Below are 22,134 nucleotides of genomic sequence, written 5' to 3'. Positions count from 1 at the left end.
CCCGATCGTCGTACCGGCCGGGTTCGCGGTTCCGCCGACCACGGCGTTCCGGTGACCGGAGAATCGCCGCATGGCGGACGTGTCCCTGCGGCGGTTGCGACGGCGGGCCGTCGCGGCCTGCGCCCTCATGCTGGTCGGCTACTTCCTGGTGCCGGTCGAGGCCGATCCGAACGGCCTGCGGCTGGCCCTGCGCTCGATCGGCACGGCGGTCCTGGTGGGGGTGATCGCGTTCCTGGTCACCGGCCAGGTCCGCCGCCAGCTCGTCCGGGACCAGCCGACCGGCCGGGACGAGGACCGGGCGCTGACCCGGCTCGCGGTCGCGCTGATCGCCGGGCTGCTGGTCTTCGCGCTCGGCGACTACGTGGTGGCGAACACCCGGCCCGGGGAGTTCGTCGGCCTGCGGACCCGCGTCGACGCGCTCTACTTCGCACTCGCGACGCTCACCACAGTCGGGTACGGCGACGTGCACGCCCAGGGTCAGATCGCCCGGGTGGCGGTGTGCGCGCAGATGGTGTTCAGCATCGGTGTGGTCGCCACCGGGGCGTCGATAGTGGTCAAGCAGATGACCCAGCGGTCGGGACGGCGCTGATCGTCACGTCCCCGCCGAGCCGGCCGTGCTCCGGGTCGCGGGTCACCGCGCCCGAGGCGAGCAGCGAGGTCAGCGCCCGGTTGACGTCGGCGGCCCGGTAGACGGTCGAGGTGGTGGCGAAGCGGCGCAGCTCGGTGACCGTACGCGGGCCGGAGCGGGCCAGCTCGGCCAGCAGTTCCCGGCGCAGCGGACCGGGCTCGGGGTCGAGTGAGATGTCGAGCAGCTGGCCCTGCGGGTCGGCCGGGTCGCGGTAGCGCACACCGGCGTACTCGTCGACCGCCCAGAGCGCCTCCTTGACCGCCTCCAGCCCGTGGTCGGAGACCGTGCCGTAGCCGAGCAGCCGTGCCGGGCCGTCCCCGTCGGGCACCAGCTCGACCTCGGTGACGAGCGGGAACCCGGCGTCGGTGAGCGCCGGGCGCAGCGAACGGCCGGGCGCGGTGACCAGCAGCAGTTCGGCCGGGCGCCCGGACGCGGCGGCGGCGAGCAGGGCCGGGTCCGGGTCGGCGCCGTCGGCCACTGTGAGCAGCGGCGCACCTGCCGCACCGGCCGCCTTGAGCGCCACCGGCAGCCGGTCCGGGCCGCCCGGCACCAGGTGCACGGCGACGTCGGCGGGCAGGGCGGCCTCGGCGGCGCCGAGGCGTACCGGCAGGTCGGTGCCGTCGTCGGCCACGACCAGCACGGTCAGCCGCCGCCCGCGCAGCCGGTCGGCGAACTCGGCCACCACCCGCAACGCCTCCTCGGCGCCGGTGGCGTCACCTCCGGCGTACGCGAGCGCGAGCGTGGCCCGCCGCGCCCGGTGCAGCGCGGCGGGGAGCCAGTGGTCGAGCCGGCGGACGAGCAACTCGCGCAGAACGGCGTCGGTGGACATGGTGCCGTTTCTACCGCACGGCGCGGCGGGCCCGGCCGTGAACCCCGCTCAGACCGGGACGGAGATGCCCACGCCGCCGCGCGTCTGCCCGCCGTAGCGCTGCCGCTCGCGGTCGAGGTCGAGCCGCCCGATGCGGGTACGCGCGGCGAGCGCGGCGTCGTCCAGCAGGTCGGCCGGGACGATCCAGACGATCTCGAACTCCAGGCCGTCCGGGTCGCGGCCGTAGAGACTCTTGGTGGTGCCGTGGTCGGACGCGCCGACCAGCGCTCCGGCGGCGGAGAGCCGCTCGGCGGTGGCGCCCAGCTCGTCGAGCGTGTCCAGCTCCCAGGCCAGGTGGTAGAGCCCGACGGTGGCCCGGCCGGCCTGGGACGCCCCGGCCGCCGCGCCGATCTCGAACAGCCCGAGGTCGTGGTCGTTGGTGGAGTCGGGCGCCTGGAGGAAGGCGGCGCCGCGGAAGCCCTCGGGCGTCATCGGGACCCGGCGGAAGCCCAGCACGTCGCTGTAGAAGGCGACGCTGCGCTCCAGGTCACTGACGTAGAGGACGGCGTGGTTGAGTCGGTGGATGCCCATGCCACCGACCGTACCCCGGTTTTGTTGAGCGTTCAACTATCGGCGCTATGATGGGCGTCATGACCCGGTGGCTGGACCCCGACGAGCAGCGGACCTGGCGCGCCTTCCTGACCGCCTCCCGGGCGCTGATGGAGACACTCGACCGCGAGCTGCAACACGACGCGGGCATGCCGCACGCGTACTACGAGATCCTTGTCCGCCTCTCCGAGGCCCCCGGCCGGCGGCTGCGGATGAGCGAGCTGGCCGAGCTGACCGGCTCCTCGCGCAGCCGGCTGTCGCACGCCGCCGCCCGGCTGGAGGCGTCCGGCTGGATCCGCCGGGAGGACTGCCCCACCGACCGGCGCGGGCAGGTCGCCGTACTCACCGACGAGGGCTTCGCCACCCTGGCCGCCGCCGCGCCCGGCCACGTCGAGGGGGTACGCCGGCACCTGTTCGACGCGCTCAGCCCGGCCCAGGTCGACCAGCTCCGCCGGATCAGCGAGACGCTCGCCGACCACCTGACGGATTCGGGACCAAACTGATCCACTGCGGGTCTTGTACATACCGTCGCCGGACGAGCACGATGGGGCGTGTCCTCCGGCTTCGCTGACCTGACCGTCCAGGCGCACCAACTGGTGTCCGAAGGCGACCTCGACGGCGCGCAACGGCTGCTCGCCGACGCGCTCAGCGACGCGGATCCCCGACCCGGCAACGCCTCCGCCGAGCTGGCCGAGGCAGCCGGCCTCCAGGCCCGGGTGCTGGTCGCGCTCGGCGAGCCGCACTCCGCCCGTGGCTGGGCCGCATTCGCGTACGCGGCAGCCACCCGGCTGTTCGGGCGCTCCGACGAGCGCACCGTCACCGCCGCCGCGACGCTCGCCGCGGTGCTGCACCGGGTCGGCAGCGACGCCCGGGCGGCCCGGCTCTACTCCGACGTCATCATCGAGCTGACCGCCCGCGACGGCCCGGAGTCGCAGCGGGTGCTCGCCGCGCACGCCGACCTGGCCACCGTGGAATACGCGCGCGGCCAGTGCGAGGTGGCCCGCGACCGGTTGCAGGACGCCTGGGAGCTGCACCGGGAGGTCTACGGCGACGGCCACCCCAGCGGCATCAAGATGCTGGCGAAGCTCGGCGCGATGGAACGCGACTGCGGCCGGTACGCCGACTCGCACGAGCACCTGACGCTCGCCGAGGAGCTGTGCCGGCTGCACCTGGACTCCGACGACCCGCTCGCCGCGCAGGTGGCCGGGCTGGCCCGCGCCGCCGCCGACCCGGACCACGTCTGCCCCGCGCCCGCCCCGGCTCCCGAGCCGCCGCCCGCCCGCACCACGCCTGTGGTGCCCGCCGCCCGGGTGCCCCCGCCCGCCGAAGGGCCGCACGACCTGCCGCCGTACTCACCGCCCGCGCTCGACGAACCGGTCGAGACGCCGCTCTACCACCCGCCCGGACGGGCCGCCGAGACCGCGCACGTGCCGACGCCGCGTACCGCGCCGGAGGCCGACGGGTTCGACGACTACCCGTGGCCGCCCGACGAGCCGGCCGAGCAGCCGTGGCGCCCGGACGCCGACCCGCTGCCGCCCACAGTGGTCGGTCTCGCCGACGACCAGGCCGGGGTACGCCGCGTGCCGCCGCCCCCGCCCGAGCCGCCGTCGCGCTACCTGCCGGTGCACGTGCCCCGGCCACCCGTCGCGGAGCGGCGCGCCCGGCCCTGGCTGCCGCTCGTGGTGCTCGGCGTCGCGGTGGCGCTGCTGCTCGGCACCGTCGCGGTGATCGCCGGGGTGTCCCGGGTGGACGACGGCCGCGACGCCCCGCCACCGGCCACCAGCGCTCCGCCGCCCACCTCCGCCGGTCCCGTGCCGTCCACTCCCGCAGCCGCCAAGCCCGGCACGCCGCCCGGAAGGTTCACACTCACCGACCGACGCGACAGCATCGTGCTGAGCTGGACGTACCCGGCCGGCGCGGAAGGGCCGGTGGTGGTCGCCGGGGGCCGGTCCGGGCAGCCGCAGGGCACGTTCGCGACGCTGCCCGCCGGGTCGGCCGACTACATCGCCTACGGGCTCGACCGCACCACCGACTACTGCTTCACTGTGGCACTCGTCTGGTCCACCGACACGGTCGCGCGCACCGGCCCGGTCTGCACCAAGCGCCGCCGCTGACCGCTCACTCCGCGTCCGGCTCGGCCAGCGCGGGCAGCCGTACCGTCGCGCGCAGCCCCGGCGCGGCGGCGCCGGGCGTCGCGTCGGCCAGCTCCACCGTGCCGCCGGCCCGCCGTACCAGCTCACGCACGATGGCCAGGCCCAGGCCCGCGCCGCCCGCGTCGCGGGCCCGCGCGTCGTCGAGCCGGGTGAACCGGGCGAACACCCGCTCCCGGTCCGCCGCCGGGATGCCCGGCCCGTCGTCGGTCACCGTGATCAGGTGGTACGCCCCGTCCGGCCCGCTCACGGCCAGTTCCACGGCGGAGTACGCGTGCCGCAGCGCGTTGTCCACCAGGTTCACCAGCACCCGGCGCAGCTCCCCCGCGTCCCCCTCCACCCATCGGGGCGCGTCCGGCGGCGTCAGCCGGACCGGCGGCGACGGGTAGCGGGCGGCCACACCGCGCAGCAGCTCCCCCAGCTCCACCGGGCCGACCGGGGACGGCCGGGCGTCCTGCTCGTCGAGGCGGGCCAGCAGCAGCAGGTCGTCCACCAGGCGGCTCAGCCGCTCCGTGTCGGCGAGCAGGTCGTCGGCGACCGCCGGCCAGTCGGTGTCGCCGCCGAGACGCCGGGCCACCTCCAGCTCGGTACGCATGTTCGTCAGCGGGCTGCGCAGCTCGTGCGCGGCGTCGGCGACGAACGCCCGCTGCCGGTCCCGGGACGCGGCCAGCCGGTCCAGCATGTCGTTGAGCGTGACCGCGAGCCGGTGGATCTCGTCCTGCCCGGCCGGTACGGGCAGCCGCTCCGCCCCGGCCCGCCCGGTGATCTCGGCGGCGCCGCTGCGCAACTGCTCGACCGGGCGCAACGTCGCGCCCACCACCCGCCAGGCCACCACGCCGAGCCCCGCCACCAGCAGCGGGAAGCCCACGAGCAGCAGGTTGCGGACCACGTGCAGGCTGTGCCGCACGTCGGTGAGCGACTTGGCGACCAGCACCGTACGCGGCTCCTGCGCCGTGCCGGCCGGCACCGTGACCACCCGGACCGGGCCGGGCATGCCGGCGCGCCGCCCGTCGACCACCAGCCGCTGCCGCTGCCCGGGACGCAGCTCGTCCGGGCCGAGCATCGGCACGAGGCGGTCCGCGTCGATCGAGGCGGCCCGGATCCGGCCCTGCGCGTCGACCACCTGCACCCGCAACTGCCCGCCCGCGACAGGCAGCGGGTCCGGCAGCGCGTCCTCGGCGGTCAGCAACGCGACCGCGTCGGCGGTACGCAGCGCCTCCTCGTCGACCGACCGTTGCAGCGTCCAGCCCAGCGCGCCCAGCAGCAGCGTCCCGCCGAACGCGAACCCGACCGCCAGCCCCAGCACGCCCAGCGCGAGCAGCCGCGCCCGCAGGCCCAGCCGCGGCAGCGGGCCGCGTATCCACCGGCTCATGTGGCCAGCCGGTAACCGGCGCCGCGTACCGTCTCCAGCCGCTCCCGGCCGATCTTGCGGCGCAGGTAGCCGACGTAGACCTCCACCGCGTTCGGCGCGGTGTCGACCGAGGCGTCCCAGACGTGGTCCAGCAGCTCGGTCTTGGAGACCACCTCGCCGGGGCGGCGCATCAGGTAGTCCAGCAGCGCGTACTCGCGGCTGGTCAGCACCACCTCGGTGTCGGCCCGGGTGACCCGGCGGCGGGCCGGGTCCAGGCGCAGGTCGCCGACGGTGAGCACGGTCGGCCGCCGGGGCGCGCCGCGGCGCAGCAACGCCCGCAGGCGGGCCAGCAGCACCACGTACGAGAAGGGCTTGGTCAGGTAGTCGTCGGCGCCGCAGTCCAGGCCGTCGGCCTGGTCGTACTCGCCGTCCTTGGCCGACAGCATCAGCACCGGCAGCCAGCGCTGCTCGGCGCGCAGCCGGCGCACCACCTCGTACCCGGACAAACCGGGCAGCATCACGTCGAGGATCATCGCGTCGTACTCGCCGTGCCGGGCCGCGTCCAGCCCGTCCGGGCCCGTGGCCGCCACGTCGACCACGAAACCCTCCGCCGACAGGCCCCGGCGCAGCGCCGCCGCGAGCCGCGTCTCGTCCTCCACCACCAGCAACCGCACCGGTCAAGGGTGCCACCATGGGGTCACCCGTAGGGGATCTCCTCAGCGTGGTCACAGCGACGGTCGCGCAGCATGGAGCGCAGGAGGTGCACACTATGTCAGTGATGAAGAACCGCGCCGTGCTGCGCTGGCTGGTCCCGGTGACCGCGGGGGTCGCCGTGATCGGCGGTGGCGCCGCCGTCGGCACGTTCGCCGCCGGCGCCGACCCGGCGCTGCCGCCGCGCAGCGCCGCCCAGCTCCTGGAAGACCTGCGCACGTCCCGCCTGGACGGGCTCTCCGGCACCGTGGTGCAGCGCGCCGACCTCGGCCTGCCGCCGATCGCCGCGCTCGCCGGCCAGGCCACCGGCAACGACCTGGCCGGCCTGGTCTCCGGTACGCACACGCTGCGCGTCTGGTACGGCGGCGAGGACCGGCAGCGGCTCGCGCTGGTCGACACGCTCGGCGAGCAGGACATCCTGCGCAACGGGCGCGACGTCTGGACCTGGAACAGCCGGGAGAACACCGCGACGCACCGGAAGCTGCCGGCCGACGCGCCGGAGCGGGCCACCGTGCCGGCCACCCCGGCCGACGCCGCGGACCGGGCGCTGGAGGCGATCGACCCGACCACCGCGGTCACCGTCGGCCGCACCGCCACGGTCGCCGGGCGGGACGCGTACGAGCTGGTGCTCACGCCGCGCGACAAGGCGTCACTGGTCCACCAGGTCCGGATCGCGCTCGACGCGAAGGAGCACGTGCCGCTGCGCCTGCAGGTGCTCGCCGACGGGCAGGACGAGCCGGCGTTCCAGGTGGCGTTCACCCAGGTCGACTTCCGCACGCCGGAGGCCGACCAGTTCCGGTTCAACCCGCCGCCCGGCGTGAAGGTCACCGAGGCGACCGAGGGCGAGCGGCCCGGACCGGCCGGTAAGCGGTTCGACAAGAAGGACGCCGAGAAGCCGGACGTCCGTACCGTCGGCACCGGCTGGACCACAGTGGTGGTCGCCAAGATCGGCGACGCGGCGACCGGCGGCGGCGCGAAGCCCGGCGCGGACGCACCGGATGCCCAGATGCTGGGGCAGGTCCTCGGTGACCTGCCGAAGGTCAGCGGCGACTGGGGCAGCGGCCGGCTGCTCAGCGGCAAGCTGTTCAGCGTGCTGCTGACCGACGACGGCCGGGTGATCGCCGGTCTGGTCACGCCGGAGCGGCTCTACGAGGCCGCAAAGGGCTGAGAATCGCCGTGCCCGGGGCTCGGTCGGCTGACGCCGGCCGGGCCCCGAGTCGTGTCCGGGCTTGGTCTGGTGGCTGCCGACGCGCTATCTTTCTCAGTTCAGGCACAAAAAAGGAATGGCTTCTGAATGCCATTCCTGCGGCAATTTTAGTCAATGAGGAGCCGGATTGTCAACGCACTCCGACGTGTCGGCTGACCTGCGCCAGGACGACGAGATCGGCCGGGAACAGGAATACGTCTCGATGCTGTACGACCGGCTGGACGGCATGCGGGAACAGGCCGCCCGGCGGCTCGACGAGGAGTTGCGCCACACCGGTGGCACGCAGCAGGCCCGCTCGCAGCGCGACTCGACCGTCGCGATGTACGCCGACCAGGTCGAACAGTTCTCCGCTGTGGAGAGCGGCCTGTGCTTCGGCCGCCTCGACGGCGACGACGGCGCGGTCCGCTACATCGGCCGGATCGGGATCTTCGACTCGTCCGGCGACTACGACCCGCTGCTGATGGACTGGCGCGCCCCCGCCGCCCGGCCGTTCTACCTGGCCACCGCCGCCAACCCGCAGGGCGTACGCCGCCGGCGCCACCTGCGCACCCGCGACCGGAAGGTGACCGGGCTCAACGACGAGGTGCTCGACATCGCCGCCGCCTCCCCCACCGCGCACGAGGAGGTGACCGGCGAGGCGTCGCTGCTCGCCGCGCTCAACGCCGGGCGCACCGGCCGGATGCGCGACATCGTCGAGACGATCCAGGCCGAGCAGGACCGGATCATCCGCGCCGACCTGCCCGGCGTGATGGTGGTCCAGGGCGGGCCCGGCACCGGCAAGACGGCCGTGGCGCTGCACCGGGCCGCGTACCTGCTCTACACCCACCGCCAGCAGCTCTCCACCCGCGGCGTGCTGCTGGTCGGCCCGAACGCCACGTTCCTGCGCTACATCTCCCAGGTGCTGCCCACGTTGGCCGAGACCGGCGTGCTGCTGCGTACCCAGGCCGACCTGTTCCCCGGCGTACACGCCCGCCGCGCGGAGCCGGCCACCACCGCGGCGCTGAAGGGCCGCGCGGTGCTGACCGACGTGCTGGCCGCCGCGGTCCGCGACCGGCAGTGGGTGCCCGACGAGCCGGTCACCATCGAGCTGCCGCAGCGGGAGGTGCTGACGCTCGACCCGGAGACCGTGCGGCAGGCCCGGGACCGGGTACGCCGCACCGGCCGCCCGCACAACCTCGCCCGCGCCCTGTTCGACGTGGAGATCGTGCACGCGCTCGCCGACCAGGTGGCCGAACGGATCGGCGCCGACCCGCTGGGCGGGGACAATCTGCTCTCCGAGGCCGACCGCGCGGAGATCCGCCGCGAGCTGCGTGAGGAACCGGAGATCCGGGCCGCGCTGGACGAGCTGTGGCCGGTGCTCACCCCGCAGCGCCTGCTCGCCGACCTGTACGCCTCGCCGGAGCGGATCGCCACCGCCGCGCCGATGCTCACCGACGCCGAGCGGACCGCGCTGCACCGCGAGCCGGGCGGCTGGACGCCCGCCGACGTGCCGCTACTGGACGAGGCCGCCGAGCTGCTCGGCGAGGACGAACGCGCCGCCGTGGCCCGCCGGGAGCGGATCCGGGCGCTGGAACGCGAGTACGCCGAGGGCGTGCTGGAGATCTGGCGCGGCTCCCGCTCCATCGACGTGGAGGACGAGGCCGACGGCGGTGAGATCCTCGGCGTCACCGACCTGATCGACGCGGACCGGCTCTCCGAGCGGCAGGAGGAGTCCGACCGGCTCACCACCGCCCAGCGCGCCGCCGCCGACCGGACGTGGGCGTTCGGGCACGTCATCGTGGACGAGGCGCAGGAGCTGTCGCCGATGGCCTGGCGGTTGCTGATGCGCCGCTGCCCGAGCCGGTCCATGACGATCGTCGGCGACGTGGCGCAGACCGGTGCGCTCGCTGGCACGCCGTCGTGGGGCGAGGCGCTGGCGCCGTACGTGGCGGACCGGTGGCGGCTGGAGGAGCTGACTGTCAGCTACCGCACCCCGGCCGAGATCATGGCGGTCGCCGCCGACGTGCTGGCCGAGATCGACCCGGCGCTGCGGCCACCCCGCTCGGTACGCGCCACCGGCGTACCGCCGTGGGACCGGACCGTACCGGCGGACCGGCTGGTCACGGAGCTGGTCGAGGCGACGGCCCAGGAGGCGGCGTCGCTCGGTGACGGGCGGCTCGGCGTGCTGGTGCCGACCGGGCGGGTGGCCGAGCTGGGCGGCGCGGTGGTGGCGGCGCTGCCGGAGGCGACGGTGGGCGAGCAGCCGGAGCTGGCGAACCGGATCGTGGTGCTGACCACCGAGCAGGCAAAGGGCCTGGAGTTCGACTCGGTGCTGGTGGTCGACCCGGCCCGGATCGTCTCCGAGTCCCCGAGGGGCCACAGCGACCTCTACGTGGCCCTGACAAGAGCCACCCAGCGCCTAGGCATCCTCCGCACCCCCTGACTCCCCCCTCCCGCCCCTCCGCCCGCCCTCCGCCCCGTCGATCATGAAGTTGACGGCGATGTCGATCTCCATTTCCGCCGTCAACTTCATGATCGACCGGCCCGGGCACGTGCTGCCCGACATCCCGCCGGGCGCACCCTCCCGCGCTCCTCGCGCCCCCGCCCCTGCCCCGCCCCTGCTCCGCGATCATGGAGTTGCGGCCCCGGAAGGATCGACAAAGCGGACATCTTTCGGGCCGAGAGTGCAAGATCGGCGAGTGAGGGCGGGGTGTGTGCCGGGTTAGGCGCGTGTTCCGTCGGCCTGTTCCCGCCAGATCGGGGAACTGGCGGGCGCCTGCGCCAGATCGGGGACGTTCCTATGTCACGCCCGCTCTGACCACACCACTTCCCCGAGGTGGCGACGCGTGCACCAGATCGGGAAGTGGCGGCACCCTGCGCCTCGACCACACCACCTCCCCGAAGTGGCGACGCGTGCACCACCTCGGGGAAACGGCTACATCCCATCCACCCCGACCGCACCACTTCCCCGACGTGGCGGGACGCCGTCAGCGCGAGCCGGGAGAAAGCCCCACGGTCGGGTAGGGCGGGAGCGGGTCGGGCGAACAAGCCACTTCGCCGAAGTGGCGACGCGCGCGCCAGATCGGGGAGGTTGCTATGTCACGCCCGCTCTGACCACACCACTTCCCCGAGGTGGCGGCGGCAGCGTCCGCACGAAGTGGACGTCACACCGGGAACGGGGCTGGGGAGGGGAAGCGCAGACACGGGACAGCGGGGCGGCCGGAGGCCGTCCCGCCGTCCCGCCGTGACTCGGTCAGCCTGGGTTGGGGCGGTTGTTGGTGAAGTTGCCCACCTGGGCACCCGTGGCCGAGTTGTCGCTCGTGGAGCCGCCGGCCGGGGTGCTCAAACCACCCGTGCTCGCGTCACCGGTCGTCGTCGGCGCCACCTTGCCCGGGTGCTTCTCAGGCTGGCGGGCCAGCCGGCGCACACTCGCCGGGCCGGCGGTGCCACCTGTCGTGGTCACCGCTCCCTGACCCCGGGTCGGTCCGCCGTCGCGCAGCACCGTCGGGTCGACGGGTACGTCCGCCGGGTCGTCCGGGTCGAGTTCCTGCCGCATCCGCTCGACGTCGGTCTGGGGCACCGTGACCTCGTCCAGCGCGCCCTCGCCGTACACGCCTCCGGCGACCCTCTGCTCAGCCTGCCGGGCGGCGTCCTGCCGCATGTCGTCCTCACGCACGTCAACCACCTCGCAGCTCTCTCGGGGTATCGGTGTTGCGTGCCCGAGGGTGGGTGGCTGAAACCGGAACCGGCGGCGGGAGGACCGGTGTGCGCCCCGGTGTCCGGTTCCGGCCGCGAGCCGAGCGCGACGGCCATTCGACCGCGACCGGCGGTTACCTTGTCTCCGGCCCCGGGTAGACCCAGGGTGCCCCCGCCACAGAGCGCGAACCGCGCCGTGGCCGACCTGCGGTAGCGGGGCGAGGGTGTGCAGGTTAACGACTCATCAAATCCTGAGGAGGACCAGATGAGCACGCAGGCTGCATCCACCAGGCCGATGAACCGGCCGATGTCCGACGTCCAGAACCGGTCGAGCATGCAGGACACGTCGACCCGGCAGATGCCGTCGATGCACGACGGTCACCGGGAGAACATGCCGTCCCCGGGTACGGAGACGAAGCAGGCGTTCCTGACCACCGAGTTCTGGGTGTACGCCGCAGCGGTCGCGGTCGTCGTGATCGCCGCGTTCTGGCGAGGCGCCGCCACCAACGGCCTGAACATCAACAACCCGAACCAGGCCTGGTGGTACCTGACCGCGCTGACCGGCGCGTACCTGGTCAGTCGTGGCCTGTCGAAGGCGGGCAGCGCGCGTCGCTCCGGCAAGGAGCGCCGGGGGCGTTGACCCCCCGCCGCGCTAACGGCGACGCCCCCGGGATCCGTCCCGGGGGCGTCGTCGCGTGTGCTCACTCCCCGCCGAAGTCCCCGAAGTCGTCGCCGCCGTCGAACGCGTCATCGAGCATCTCACCGGCGATCATGCCGCCGGCGACACCGAGCGCGGCGCCCGCGACCACGCCGCCCATGCCCGGGCCGCGCCGCCCGTGGCCGTGGTGACCCGGGTAGCCGTGGCCGCCGCCGTGCGGCATTCCGAAGCCCTGGGCCCGCAGGCTGCCGTAGCGGCCGGTGGTCTCCCGCAGCCAGCCGTCGACGACCTGCACCCAGTCGGTACGGGCGGCGTCGCTGTGCGGAATCGAGTACCTGCCGATGACGTCGTGCCCGGGGCTGAGGAAGCCGCCGCGCTTGTCGCACTCCAGGATCACCTCGACGCCCTGCTGGCTGGTCACGAACGTCAGCTCGACCTCGGTGACGGTCTGCGCGTACTGCGGCGCGGCGAAGAACTCGATCTCCTGGTAGAACGGCAGCGTCTGCGGCACGCCGTAGATGTGACCCCGCTCCAGGTCGGCGTGCTTGAACCGGAAGCCGAGCGCCTGGAACGCCTCCAGGATCCGCTCGTGGATCGGCAGCGGGTGCACCGACACCTGGTCCAGGTCCGACTTGTCGACCGCGCGGGCCACCGCCAGCTCGGTGCGCAGGCCCATGGTCATGCCGTGCAGGCGCTGGCCGTACACGTCGGTGATCGGGGTCTCCCACGGCACCGGCATCTGGAACGGGATGGAGAGCTGCTGCTTCGGGGCCAGCTCGAAGGCGCCGCTGACCGGCATCCGGTGGAACTCCATCACGCCCGCGAACTCGTGGTCGCCGCTCTCGATCTCGACCCGGGTCACCAGACCGATGTTGATCTGCTCGATGCGGGCCGGCGCGTCGCCGCCGACCAGGTTCACGTGCCCGTCCAGGGCCAGGCCCGGCCGGGTGTTCGGGTTGCTGAGCACCGTGTCGACGCTCGGACCGCCCACGCCGAACGCGCTCAACATCTTCTTGAAGACCATCGGTCACTCCCGTGCAACTGCGCTCCGACATGGACCGTCGGGCACTTCGTCAGGGCACCCTAGACGGCGGGGCTGAGAAGTGCCTGTGAGGCACGCCGTGGTGTCAGTCCGCGCGTACCACCACCAGCTCGCCGACCTGCTCACCGAGCTGCCGGCGGGCCTCCGGCGGCAGGCCGCCGTCGGTGATCAGCACGTCGGCCTCCTCCAGCGGCGCGATGGTGGCGATGCCGATGGTCTCCCACTTGGTGTGGTCGGCCAGCACCACGAGCCGCCGGGCGGCGCCGATCAGCCGCCGGTTCACCGCCGCCTCCAGCAGGTTGGGCGTGGTGAAGCCGGTACGCGGGCTCATCCCGTGCACGCCGAGGAAGAGCAGGTCGACGTTGAGCGCGGCGATGGCCGCCTCGGCGACCGGGCCGGTGAGCGCGTCCGACGGGGTGCGGATGCCGCCGGTCAGCACCACCGTCTGGTCGGCGCGGGGGTTCTGGTAGAGCGCGTCGGCCACCGGGATCGAGTTGGTGACCACTGTCAGTCCGCGTACCTCGGCCAGCCGGGCCGCAAGCGCGGCGGTGGTGGTGCCCGCGGACAGCGCCACCGCCATCCCCGGCTCGACCAGCTCGGCGGCCCGTTCCACGATGGCTCGCTTCTCGGCCTGCTGGCGTACCGACTTGGCGGCGAAGCCGGGCTCCTCGGTGGAGCCGGGTCCGGCGAGCGTCGCTCCGCCGTGCACCTTGTCGATCAGGCCGCGGTCGGCCAGCACCTCCAGGTCGCGGCGGATCGTCATGTCGGACACCCCGAAGCGGCTGACCAGGTGACTGACCCGGACGCCGCCGCTCTGGCGGATCAACTCCAGGATGGCGCTCTGCCGTTGCTGGGCGAGCATGGGGACCTCCTCGGCGCGAACGGCAGGGTACCGGTCAGGCGGTCGCGGGCACCGGCGCGGGCTCCTCGCGGACCACCGCCACCTCACCCGCCGGCACCTCCAGCTCGCCGTCGCAACGGGCGCCGCCGAGCAGCTCGACGCCGTTGACCGCCAGCCGGGCCGGTTCGGTGGTGTGGTTGACCACGAACAGCCAGCTCCGGTCCGCCGAGCGGCGGCGGACCACCTCCACCCCGGCCGGCGCGCTCACCGGCGGACGTACGCCGGTCTCGGCGAGGAGCCGGGCCACCAGCCGGTCGGTGGCCTCGTCGTCGAGCCGGGTGCCGACGTACCAGGCGGCGCCCGCGCCGACCGTGTGCCGGGTCAGCGCCGGCACGCCCGGCAGGGGCCCGTCGGTGTACGCGGCCAGCACCTCGGCGCCCTCGGCGTGCAGCCACTCGGTCCACACGTCGGCGCGGGCGCCGTCGTCGAGGCGTACCGTCCCGCCTTCCCGCAGCGGGAAGAACTCCTCGACGCGTACGCCGAGCAGGTCGCGGAACGCGCCGGGGTAGCCGCCGAGCCGGATGTGGTCGTGCTCGTCGACGATGCCGCTGAAGTAGGTGACCACAGCGGTGCCGCCGGCCTCCACGAACCGGCGCAGCGCGTCGGCGTCGGCGTCGCGGACGAGGTAGAGCGTGGGCACCACGACGAGCCGGTAGCGGGACAGGTCGGCCGACGGGTGCACCACGTCGGCGGTGACCCCGGCCCGCCAGAGCGCGGCGTGCAGCGCGGACAGCCGGTCGGTGTAGGTGACGTCGACGCTCGGGTGGGAGTCGAGTTCGGCGCCCCACCAGGCCTCGTAGTCGAACAGGATCGCCACGTCGGCGTCGACGCGGCTGCCGCGTACCTCGGCGAGCGCGCGCAGGTCGGCGCCGAGCCGGCAGACCTCGCGGAACACCTTGGTGTCCGGCCCGGCGTGCGGCACCAGCGCGGAGTGGAACTTCTCCGCGCCGGCCCGGGAGGCCCGCCACTGGAAGAACAGCACGCCGTCGGCGCCGCGCGCGACGTGGGCGAGGCTGTTGCGGCGCATCTGGCCGGGCGTCTTGGCCACGTTGCGGGGCTGCCAGTTGACGGCGCTGGTGGAGTGCTCCATCAGCAGCCACGGCGCACCACGGGCGACGCCCCGGGTGTGGTCGGCGGCCAGCGCGAGGTTGACCTGCGGCTGCGGGTCGGCGGCGGTGAGGTAGTGGTCGTTGGAGACGACGTCCACGTCGGAGGCCCAGGAGTGGTAGTCCAGGTACTTGATGCCGGTGCCGATCATGAAGTTCGTGGTGACGGGCTGCGGGACGAGCCGGTTCAGCAGCTCCCGCTCGGCGCGCAGCTGGGCGCGCTGCTCGTCGGAGGAGAACCGCAGGAAGTCCAGCTGCTGCGTCGGGTTGGCGAACGTCGGCGCGGTACGCGGCGGGTTGATCTCGGCCCAGTCGTGGTAGCGCTGGCTCCAGAAGGCGGTGCCCCAGGCCGCGTTGAGCGAGTCCAGGTCGCCGTAGCGCTCGCGCAGCCAGCCGCGGAACGCCTCGGCGCTGACGTCGCAGTAGCAGTGCACATTGTGGCAGCCGAGTTCGTTGGAGACGTGCCAGAGCACGACGGCGGGGTGGCGCGCGTACCGGCGGGCGACGGCCTCGACCAGGGCGAGCGAGTGGTCCCGGAACACCGGTGAGCTGGGGCAGTACGCCTGCCGGCCACCGGGCCAGAGCACCGTGCCGTCGGCGCGGCGGGGCAGCGTCTCCGGGTGCCGGTGCGCCAGCCACGGTGGCGGGCTGGCGGTGGCGGTGGCCAGGTCGACGCTGATGCCGCCGTCGTGCAGCAGGTCGATCGCCCGGTCCAGCCAGTCGAAGACGTACCGGCCGGGGGCGGGCTCCAGCAGTGCCCAGGAGAAGATGCCGACCGAGACCAGGTTGACCCCGGCCCGTCGCATGAGTTCGACGTCCTCGGCCCACGTCTGCTCGGGCCACTGCTCCGGGTTGTAGTCCGCGCCGTACCAGATGCCGTCGCCGTGCCAGTTCCGCATGACAGCAGAGGGTGCCCCCGAACAGCACCCAAGTCAACACTTTCCAACATCGACTGAAGTTCCAACGTTTACCGACTCTTTGCCCTGCCTCACCGCCGACAGCGTCGTCTTTTTGCCCTCTTGACAGCGCCGCGCCAAGGGGTAGCTTCAAGCGCCACCGGCTGTTTGTGTTCGGACGTGTGGATTCTCGGTGGATCTGCCGCGGCCGACACGAACACCGCTCACCGCCAACGATCACGGTCCATGAGCGCAGCGCACCTCTTCCACGCAGGAGGCACCATGTCCCGTCCCCGCTCGCAAGCCGAATACCTCGCCCGGCTCGTACCCCCGTCAGTCGCCGGCCTCAACCGGCGCTCGCTGCTCGCCGGCGCGGCCGGTGCGGGGGCGCTGCTCGGCACCGGTCTGCTCGCCGGCTGCGGCGACTCCGACTCCGGGTCCGGCGGCGACGCCAAGAGCGTCTCCCTCGGCTCGAACCAGTCGGACCCGAAGCCCAAGGACGTCGTCGCCAAGGTGATGGACGGCTTCAAGACGTCCTCCGGCGTGACCGTCAACATCAACACGGTCGACCACAACACGTTCCAGGAGAACATCAACAACTACCTGCAGGGCAAGCCGGACGACGTGTTCACCTGGTTCGCCGGCTACCGGATGCGCTTCTTCGCCGCCAAGGGCCTGGCCGGTGACCTCAGCGACGTGTGGGGCAAGCTCGACGGCTACTCCGACGCGTTCAAGAAGGCGTCCACAGGCGACGACGGCAAGCAGTACTTCGTGCCGGCGTCGTACTACCCGTGGGCCGTCTTCTACCGCAAGTCGGTGTGGCAGCAGCGCGGCTACGAGGTGCCGAAGACGCTGGACGACCTGAACACGCTCGGCGCGCAGATGAAGAAGGACGGCCTGAACCCGATCGCGTTCGCCGACAAGGACGGCTGGCCGGCGATGGGCACGTTCGACATCCTCAACCTGCGGATCAACGGCTACCAGTTCCACATCGACCTGATGGCCGGCAAGGAGGCGTGGACCTCCGACAAGGTGAAGAAGGTCTTCGACACCTGGGCCGGGCTGCTCCCCCTGCACCAGCCGGACTCGCTCGGCCGCACCTGGCAGGAGGCCGCGCAGTCGCTGCAGCAGAAGAAGAGCGGCATGTACCTGCTCGGCCTGTTCGTCGGCCAGCAGTTCAGCGGCGCCGACCTGGAGGACCTGGACTTCTTCACGTTCCCCGAGGTCGACTCCACGATCGGCGCGAAGGCGCTGGACGCCCCGATCGACGGCTACATGATGGCCCGCAAGCCGAAGTCCAAGGACGCGGCGCAGAAGCTGCTGACGTACCTCGGCTCGAAGGAGGCGGCGGACATCACCGTCAAGAACGACCCGAGCACGCTTGTCGCCAACAGCGGCGCGGAAACCGGTGCCTACACCGCGCTGCAGAAGAAGGCCGCCGAGCTGGTCGGCTCCGCCACCGAGATCGCCCAGTTCCTCGACCGGGACACCCGGCCGGACTTCGCCTCCACCGTGATGATCCCGGCGTTGCAGCAGTTCATCAAGGACCCGAAGGACATCAGCGGGCTGCTCACCAGCATCGAGAACCAGAAGAAGTCGATCTTCACCAGCTGACGGCGGAAGGGGGAAGGACATCATGTCCGACCTGCCCCTGATCCAAGCGGATCGCGCCGTGCCGCCGCCGGCCGCGACCACCACGAACGGTGGTCGCGGTCGCCGGCTACGGCTCCTGTCCCGCACCGACCGCGTGGTCATCACGCTGATGGTGCTGGTACCCCTGTTGCTCGTCACCGGGCTGGTCTGGCTGCCCGCGGTGGCGACGGTGCTGCTCTCCGGCACGAACTGGGACGGCATCGGCCCGATCTCCGAGATCGAGTGGGTCGGGGCCAAGAACTACGACGACGTGGTGAACATCTACCCGCCGTTCGTCCCCGCCGTGCAGAACAACCTGCTGTGGCTGGCCGCGCTGTTCGTGGTGGCCACCCCGTTCGGCATGTTCCTCGCCGTGCTGCTCGACAAGGAGATTCGCGGCAGCCGCTTCTACCAGACCGCGCTCTACCTGCCTGTGGTGCTGTCGCTGGCGCTCATCGGCTTCGTCTGGCAGCTCATCTACAGCCGCGATCAGGGGCTGCTCAACGGCGTGTTCGGCGGCGAGACCGACTGGTACGGCGACCCGGACGTCAACATCTGGGCCGTACTGGTGGCGGCCGGCTGGCGGCACGTCGGCTACATCATGCTGCTCTACCTGGCCGGCCTCAAGGGCGTCGACCCGTCGCTGCGCGAGGCCGCCGCGGTGGACGGCTCCTCGGAGACCAGCACGTTCTTCCGGGTCGTCTTCCCGGTGCTGCGCCCCATCAACATCATCGTGCTGGTGGTGACGGTGATCGAGTCGCTGCGCGCGTTCGACCTGGTCTGGGTCATCAACAAGGGCCGCAACGGGCTGGAGCTGATATCCGCGCTGGTCACCCAGAACGTGGTGGGCGAGGCCAGCCGGATCGGCTTCGGCTCCGCGCTGGCGACCATCATGCTGGCCGTCTCGCTGGTCTTCATCACCATCTACCTCTGGACCGTGATGCGGGAGGACAAGCGATGACCGCCGTCTCCGCCGGCCGCCGCCGCCCCGTGCGGCCCGCCCGGGTCGTCCTGCACCTGTTCCTGGGTACGGTCGCCGTGGGCTGGCTGTTCCCCATCCTCTGGGCGGTGCTCACCTCGTTCCGCTCCTACGAGTACACAGCCGCCAACGGCTACGTGTCGCTCGGCGGCTGGACGATCGACAACTACGTCACCGCCTGGCGTACCGCCGAGTTCGGCAAGCACTTCCTCAACTCGGCGTACATCACCGTCCCGGCGGTGCTGCTCACGCTGTTCCTCGCCTCCTGCGTGGCGTTCGTGATCGCCCGGTTCAGCTGGAAGCTCAACATCGCGCTGCTCGGCCTGTTCACCGCGGCGAACCTGCTGCCGCAGCAGGCGCTGCTCATCCCGCTGTTCCGGATGTTCACCGAGATCCCGCTGCCGGCCTGGATGAGCGACTCGGAGCTGCTGTACGACAGCTACTGGGGGCTGATCCTGGTCAACGTCGCGTTCCAGTGCGGCTTCTGCGTGTTCGTGCTCAGCAACTACATGAAGGCGCTGCCGCACGAGCTGTACGAGGCCGCGATGGTCGACGGGGCGAACGTGTGGCGGCAGTACTGGCAGGTCACGATGCCGCTGTGCCGCCCGGCGCTCGCCGCCCTCGCGACGCTCGAAGTCACCTGGATCTACAACGAGTTCTTCTGGGCCACTGTGCTCATGCGTACCGGCGACAAGTTCCCGGTCACCAGTTCGCTGAACAACCTTCGCGGCGAGTTCTTCACCGACAACAACCTGGTCTCGGCCGGCTCGGTGCTGGTCGCGATCCCCACCCTGGTGATCTTCTTCCTGCTGCAGAAGCAGTTCGTCCGGGGTCTGACGCTGGGAGCCTCCAAGGGATGACGATCGTCCACCTGCGCCGCGCGCGGACCAGCCTGGTGCTCGACGCCCGCGGCCCGGGGCTGCCCCGGGTCGTGCACTGGGGCGCCGACCTCGGCCCGCTGCCCGACGAGGACCTGCCCGCGGTCGTCGACGCCACGGTGCCGCCGGTGGTGCCGAGCAGCTTCGACACGCCCACTGTGCTGTCGCTGCTGCCCGAGGCGAGCGCCGGGTGGAGCGGACGTCCCGGTCTCGCCGGTCACCGCGACGGCCGGGACTGGTCGACGGCGTTCCGCCTCACCGGCCTCGACGTGTACGACGAGCCCGCGGCACCGTCGCCCGCCCTGTTAGGAGGGGCCCCTTTACATGCACCAGGCGTTAACAAGGGGCCCTTTCTTTCCTCCGGGCGGGTGGAGGTGCGGGCGGCGGATCCGGGCGCGGGGCTGAGCCTGACCGTCGAGATCACGCTGGACGCGGCGGGCGTGCTGACGCTGCGGCACCGGCTGCGCAACGACGGCGACGGCCGGTACGAGGTGCGGGAGCTGACGCCGGTGCTGCCGGTGCCGGCGGTCGCCACCGAACTGCTCGACCTGACCGGCCGCTGGTGCCGGGAACGCGCGCCGCAGCGGCACCCGTGGCCGATGGGCGCCTGGGTACGCGAGGGGCGGCACGGCCGCACCGGCCACGACGCCACGTTGTTGCTGGTCGCGGGCACCGCCGGGTTCGGTTTCCGGCACGGCGAGGTGTGGGCGGTGCACACCGCGTGGAGCGGCGACCACGTCACCGCCGCCGAGCGCCGCCCCACAGGTGAGTCCACGCTCGGCGGCGGTGAGCTGCTCGCACCCGGCGAGATCGTGCTCGGGCCGGGCGAGGAGTACGCCACTCCCCTGCTCTACGCGGCGCACTCGGCCGACGGGCTGGACGGGCTCAGCGACGCGCTGCACACCCACCTGCGGACCCGCCCGTCGCACCCCCGCACGCCGCGGCCGGTGACGCTTAACGTGTGGGAGGCGGTCTACTTCGACCACGACCTGGACCGGCTGCGGACGCTGGCCGACCGGGCCGCCGAGGTCGGTGTGGAACGCTTTGTGCTGGACGACGGCTGGTTCCGTGGCCGGCGGCACGACCAGGCCGGGCTCGGCGACTGGTGGGTCGACGGCGAGGTCTGGCCGGACGGGTTGCAGCCGCTGATCGACCACGTACGCGGGCACGGCATGCAGTTCGGGCTCTGGGTGGAACCGGAGATGGTCAACCCCGACTCCGACCTGTTCCGCGCCCACCCCGACTGGGTGCTCCAGGCGCCGGGCCGGCTGCCGCCGCCGTGGCGGCACCAGCAGGTGCTCGACCTGGCCCACCCGGACGCATACGCGTACCTGCTCGAACGGCTCGACGCGGTGCTGAGCGAGCACGACGGGCTCGCGTACCTGAAGTGGGACCACAACCGCGACCTCACCGAGGCCGGGCACGCCGGGCGGCCCGGGGTGCACGCGCAGACCCTCGCGGTCTACCGGTTGCTGGACGAGCTGCGCGCCCGGCACCCGGACGTCGAGATCGAGAGCTGCTCCTCCGGCGGCGCGCGCGTCGACCTGGAGATCCTGCGCCGCACCGACCGGGTCTGGGCCAGCGACTGCAACGACGCGCTGGAACGGCTGTCCATCCAGCGCTGGACCGGCCTGCTGCTGCCGCCGGAACTGATCGGCACGCACATCGGCCCGGAGCGCTCGCACACCACGCACCGCGTGCACGACCTGAGCTTCCGCGCGGTCACCGCGCTGTTCGGCCACCACGGCATCGAGTGGGACATCACCGCGATCGACGCCGGCGAGCGGACCGAACTCGCCGCCTGGGTGGCGCTGCACAAGCGGCTGCGCCCGCTGCTGCACACCGGCCGGGTGGTCCGGGTCGACCACCCGGACCCGGCCGTGCAGGCCCACGGCGTGGTCGCCCACGACCGCAACCATGCGGTGTACGCGGTCAGCCGGGTCGCCACCTCGGCGGCGCAGGTGCCGGGCGCGGTGCGGCTGCCGGGGCTGCACCCGCAGCGGCGCTACCGGGTCCGCCCGCCCGCCGGAGTACCGGAACCGGCCCTGCTGGAGCTGTCCCCGCCGGGCTGGCTGGCGTGGCCGGGCGACGGCATCACGGTGAGCGGTTCGGTGCTGGGCACGGTCGGCGTTCAGCTCCCCGCTCTGCACCCCGAACAGGCCCTCCTCCTGGAGGTCACCGTCGTCGGCTGAGAGACGCCGGCAGCGGTGACCGGCCCGTTCAACCGCGGGAGCCTACGCGCCCGGGACGTTCGTGGGTCACCGGCGCCGCCGCGGGACGCGGGTCGAGGTGGCCGCAACCCCACCGGCCAATGGATGGGTCACGGTGGCCGGGCCGGACTCGCCGGTCGAGCGCCACAGCTCGTGGAGCGTGGGCCACCAGTCGGGGTGGCTCTCCACCACCTCGGCCAGGACGGGGCTCTGCTCCAGCATGTGCGCGGGCCACCGGTGCCAGGAGTGGGCGAATCGGAAGTCGGGCAGCAGCCCGGCCACCTGCAGCTCGCACTCCAGCACGTCCGCGAGTAGCTCCGCGAGGGTGATCACGACGGACCGGTCGGTGTCGCTCGGCGCGGAGGGCTTCCGGTCGAAGAAGTATGCGCGAAGCGGCGGATTCTCCAACAGGCGGTCGTGCCAGGCGCGAGACAAATTGTTCACTTCCATCAGCGCGGTGGCCGAGCCGATGCCGTTGTTGATGCGGCTCTGTTTCGCCACCTCCCGCGTCTGCACGGCGGAGAAGCACAACGACACCGCGACCAGCATCAGACTGACGAAGCCCAGAATCGTTTCCCACATGTCCCCGCCCTTCAAGGAGCCTTTTTCATCCTGATCTTGCAGGTCAGCGTGGGTAGGCGGGGGCCGTAGATCGATGAGGGCGAGGCTCCAGGTAAGACAGCAAATCGACCA

Annotated in this window: 19 protein-coding genes; 10 read left to right on the top strand and 9 right to left on the bottom strand. The window is 72.7% G+C overall.

Annotation, left to right across the window (positions count from 1 at the left end):
- Positions 1-70: 70 nt before the first annotated feature.
- Complete coding sequence (locus tag FB454_RS27135) at positions 71-589, top strand: potassium channel family protein (RefSeq protein ID WP_013284921.1); 519 nt, start codon at positions 71-73, stop codon at positions 587-589.
- Here the strand turns inward: FB454_RS27135 and FB454_RS27130 are convergent.
- A complete protein-coding gene (locus FB454_RS27130) occupies positions 555-1,457 on the bottom strand; it encodes a hypothetical protein (RefSeq protein ID WP_145823780.1) in 903 nt (300 codons plus the stop codon). The two genes, FB454_RS27135 and FB454_RS27130, sit on opposite strands and share 35 nt — an antisense overlap.
- 48 nt (positions 1,458-1,505) lie before the next feature.
- Positions 1,506-2,027 (bottom strand): VOC family protein, encoded by a 522-nt coding sequence (locus FB454_RS27125; protein WP_013284919.1) that lies wholly within the window; start codon positions 2,025-2,027, stop codon positions 1,506-1,508.
- Between the two features lie 50 nt (positions 2,028-2,077).
- On the opposite strand from FB454_RS27125, the gene FB454_RS27120 reads away from it, so the two are divergent.
- Both FB454_RS27120 and FB454_RS27115 read left to right on the top strand, forming a co-directional pair.
- Complete coding sequence (locus FB454_RS27120; RefSeq protein ID WP_013284918.1) at positions 2,078-2,548, top strand: MarR family winged helix-turn-helix transcriptional regulator; 471 nt, start codon at positions 2,078-2,080, stop codon at positions 2,546-2,548.
- 48 nt (positions 2,549-2,596) lie between these two features.
- Complete coding sequence (locus FB454_RS27115) at positions 2,597-4,159, top strand: tetratricopeptide repeat protein (protein ID WP_013284917.1); 1,563 nt, start codon at positions 2,597-2,599, stop codon at positions 4,157-4,159.
- Positions 4,160-4,163: 4 nt separating this feature from the next.
- Here the strand turns inward: FB454_RS27115 and FB454_RS27110 are convergent, their stop codons facing one another.
- Both FB454_RS27110 and FB454_RS27105 read right to left on the bottom strand, forming a co-directional pair.
- Complete coding sequence (locus tag FB454_RS27110) at positions 4,164-5,567, bottom strand: sensor histidine kinase (protein WP_145823779.1); 1,404 nt, start codon at positions 5,565-5,567, stop codon at positions 4,164-4,166.
- Positions 5,564-6,220 (bottom strand): response regulator transcription factor, encoded by a 657-nt coding sequence (locus tag FB454_RS27105; protein WP_013284915.1) that lies wholly within the window; start codon positions 6,218-6,220, stop codon positions 5,564-5,566. Before FB454_RS27105 ends, FB454_RS27110 begins: the two co-directional genes overlap by 4 nt.
- Before the next feature lie 95 nt (positions 6,221-6,315).
- On the opposite strand from FB454_RS27105, the gene FB454_RS27100 reads away from it, so the two are divergent.
- Both FB454_RS27100 and FB454_RS27095 read left to right on the top strand, forming a co-directional pair.
- On the top strand, positions 6,316-7,425 hold the full coding sequence (locus FB454_RS27100; protein WP_145823778.1) for a LolA family protein: 1,110 nt from the start codon (positions 6,316-6,318) through the stop codon (positions 7,423-7,425).
- A gap of 241 nt (positions 7,426-7,666) precedes the next feature.
- A complete protein-coding gene (locus FB454_RS27095) occupies positions 7,667-9,886 on the top strand; it encodes a HelD family protein (RefSeq protein WP_486485469.1) in 2,220 nt (739 codons plus the stop codon).
- 810 nt (positions 9,887-10,696) lie between these two features.
- Here FB454_RS27095 and FB454_RS27090 read toward each other — a convergent pair.
- Positions 10,697-11,119 carry a hypothetical protein gene (locus FB454_RS27090; protein ID WP_041784166.1) on the bottom strand — a complete coding sequence of 141 codons (423 nt, stop codon included), beginning with the start codon at positions 11,117-11,119 and terminating at the stop codon, positions 10,697-10,699.
- A gap of 285 nt (positions 11,120-11,404) precedes the next feature.
- On the opposite strand from FB454_RS27090, the gene FB454_RS27080 reads away from it, so the two are divergent.
- Positions 11,405-11,779, top strand: a complete 375-nt coding sequence (locus FB454_RS27080; protein WP_013284911.1) for a hypothetical protein — start codon at positions 11,405-11,407, stop codon at positions 11,777-11,779.
- Positions 11,780-11,840: 61 nt separating this feature from the next.
- Here the strand turns inward: FB454_RS27080 and FB454_RS27075 are convergent, their stop codons facing one another.
- The 3 genes from FB454_RS27075 to FB454_RS27065 form a co-directional block, all read right to left on the bottom strand.
- Complete coding sequence (locus FB454_RS27075) at positions 11,841-12,821, bottom strand: sporulation protein (protein WP_047894227.1); 981 nt, start codon at positions 12,819-12,821, stop codon at positions 11,841-11,843.
- A gap of 103 nt (positions 12,822-12,924) precedes the next feature.
- Entirely contained in the window at positions 12,925-13,701 is a 777-nt protein-coding gene (locus FB454_RS27070; RefSeq protein ID WP_047894228.1) for a DeoR/GlpR family DNA-binding transcription regulator, read from the bottom strand.
- A 34-nt stretch (positions 13,702-13,735) separates the two neighbouring features.
- A complete protein-coding gene (locus FB454_RS27065) occupies positions 13,736-15,745 on the bottom strand; it encodes a beta-galactosidase (RefSeq protein WP_145823776.1) in 2,010 nt (669 codons plus the stop codon).
- 243 nt (positions 15,746-15,988) lie between these two features.
- Between FB454_RS27065 and FB454_RS27060 the strand changes: the two genes are divergently transcribed.
- From FB454_RS27060 to FB454_RS27045, 4 genes are read left to right on the top strand one after another with little or no spacing between them, the layout of a single operon-like run.
- Positions 15,989-17,356, top strand: coding sequence for an ABC transporter substrate-binding protein (locus FB454_RS27060; protein ID WP_357139386.1), 1,368 nt, complete (start codon positions 15,989-15,991; stop codon positions 17,354-17,356).
- A 22-nt stretch (positions 17,357-17,378) separates the two neighbouring features.
- Positions 17,379-18,335: a carbohydrate ABC transporter permease gene (locus FB454_RS27055; RefSeq protein ID WP_071096136.1), complete on the top strand. Its 957-nt coding sequence runs from the start codon at positions 17,379-17,381 to the stop codon at positions 18,333-18,335.
- Positions 18,332-19,213 carry a carbohydrate ABC transporter permease gene (locus FB454_RS27050; protein ID WP_047894230.1) on the top strand — a complete coding sequence of 294 codons (882 nt, stop codon included), beginning with the start codon at positions 18,332-18,334 and terminating at the stop codon, positions 19,211-19,213. Before FB454_RS27055 ends, FB454_RS27050 begins: the two co-directional genes overlap by 4 nt.
- Positions 19,210-21,423, top strand: coding sequence for an alpha-galactosidase (locus FB454_RS27045; RefSeq protein WP_145823774.1), 2,214 nt, complete (start codon positions 19,210-19,212; stop codon positions 21,421-21,423). Before FB454_RS27050 ends, FB454_RS27045 begins: the two co-directional genes overlap by 4 nt.
- A 66-nt stretch (positions 21,424-21,489) precedes the next feature.
- Here the strand turns inward: FB454_RS27045 and FB454_RS27040 are convergent.
- Positions 21,490-22,134 (bottom strand): hypothetical protein (locus FB454_RS27040; RefSeq protein ID WP_222433943.1); only part of this gene is annotated, 645 nt, incomplete at its 5' end.

The sequence above is a fragment of the Micromonospora sp. CNZ297 genome (genome assembly GCF_007827625.1).
The sequence above is the reverse complement of the archived record's forward strand: the minus strand, read 5'-3'. Positions and strand labels throughout refer to the sequence as shown.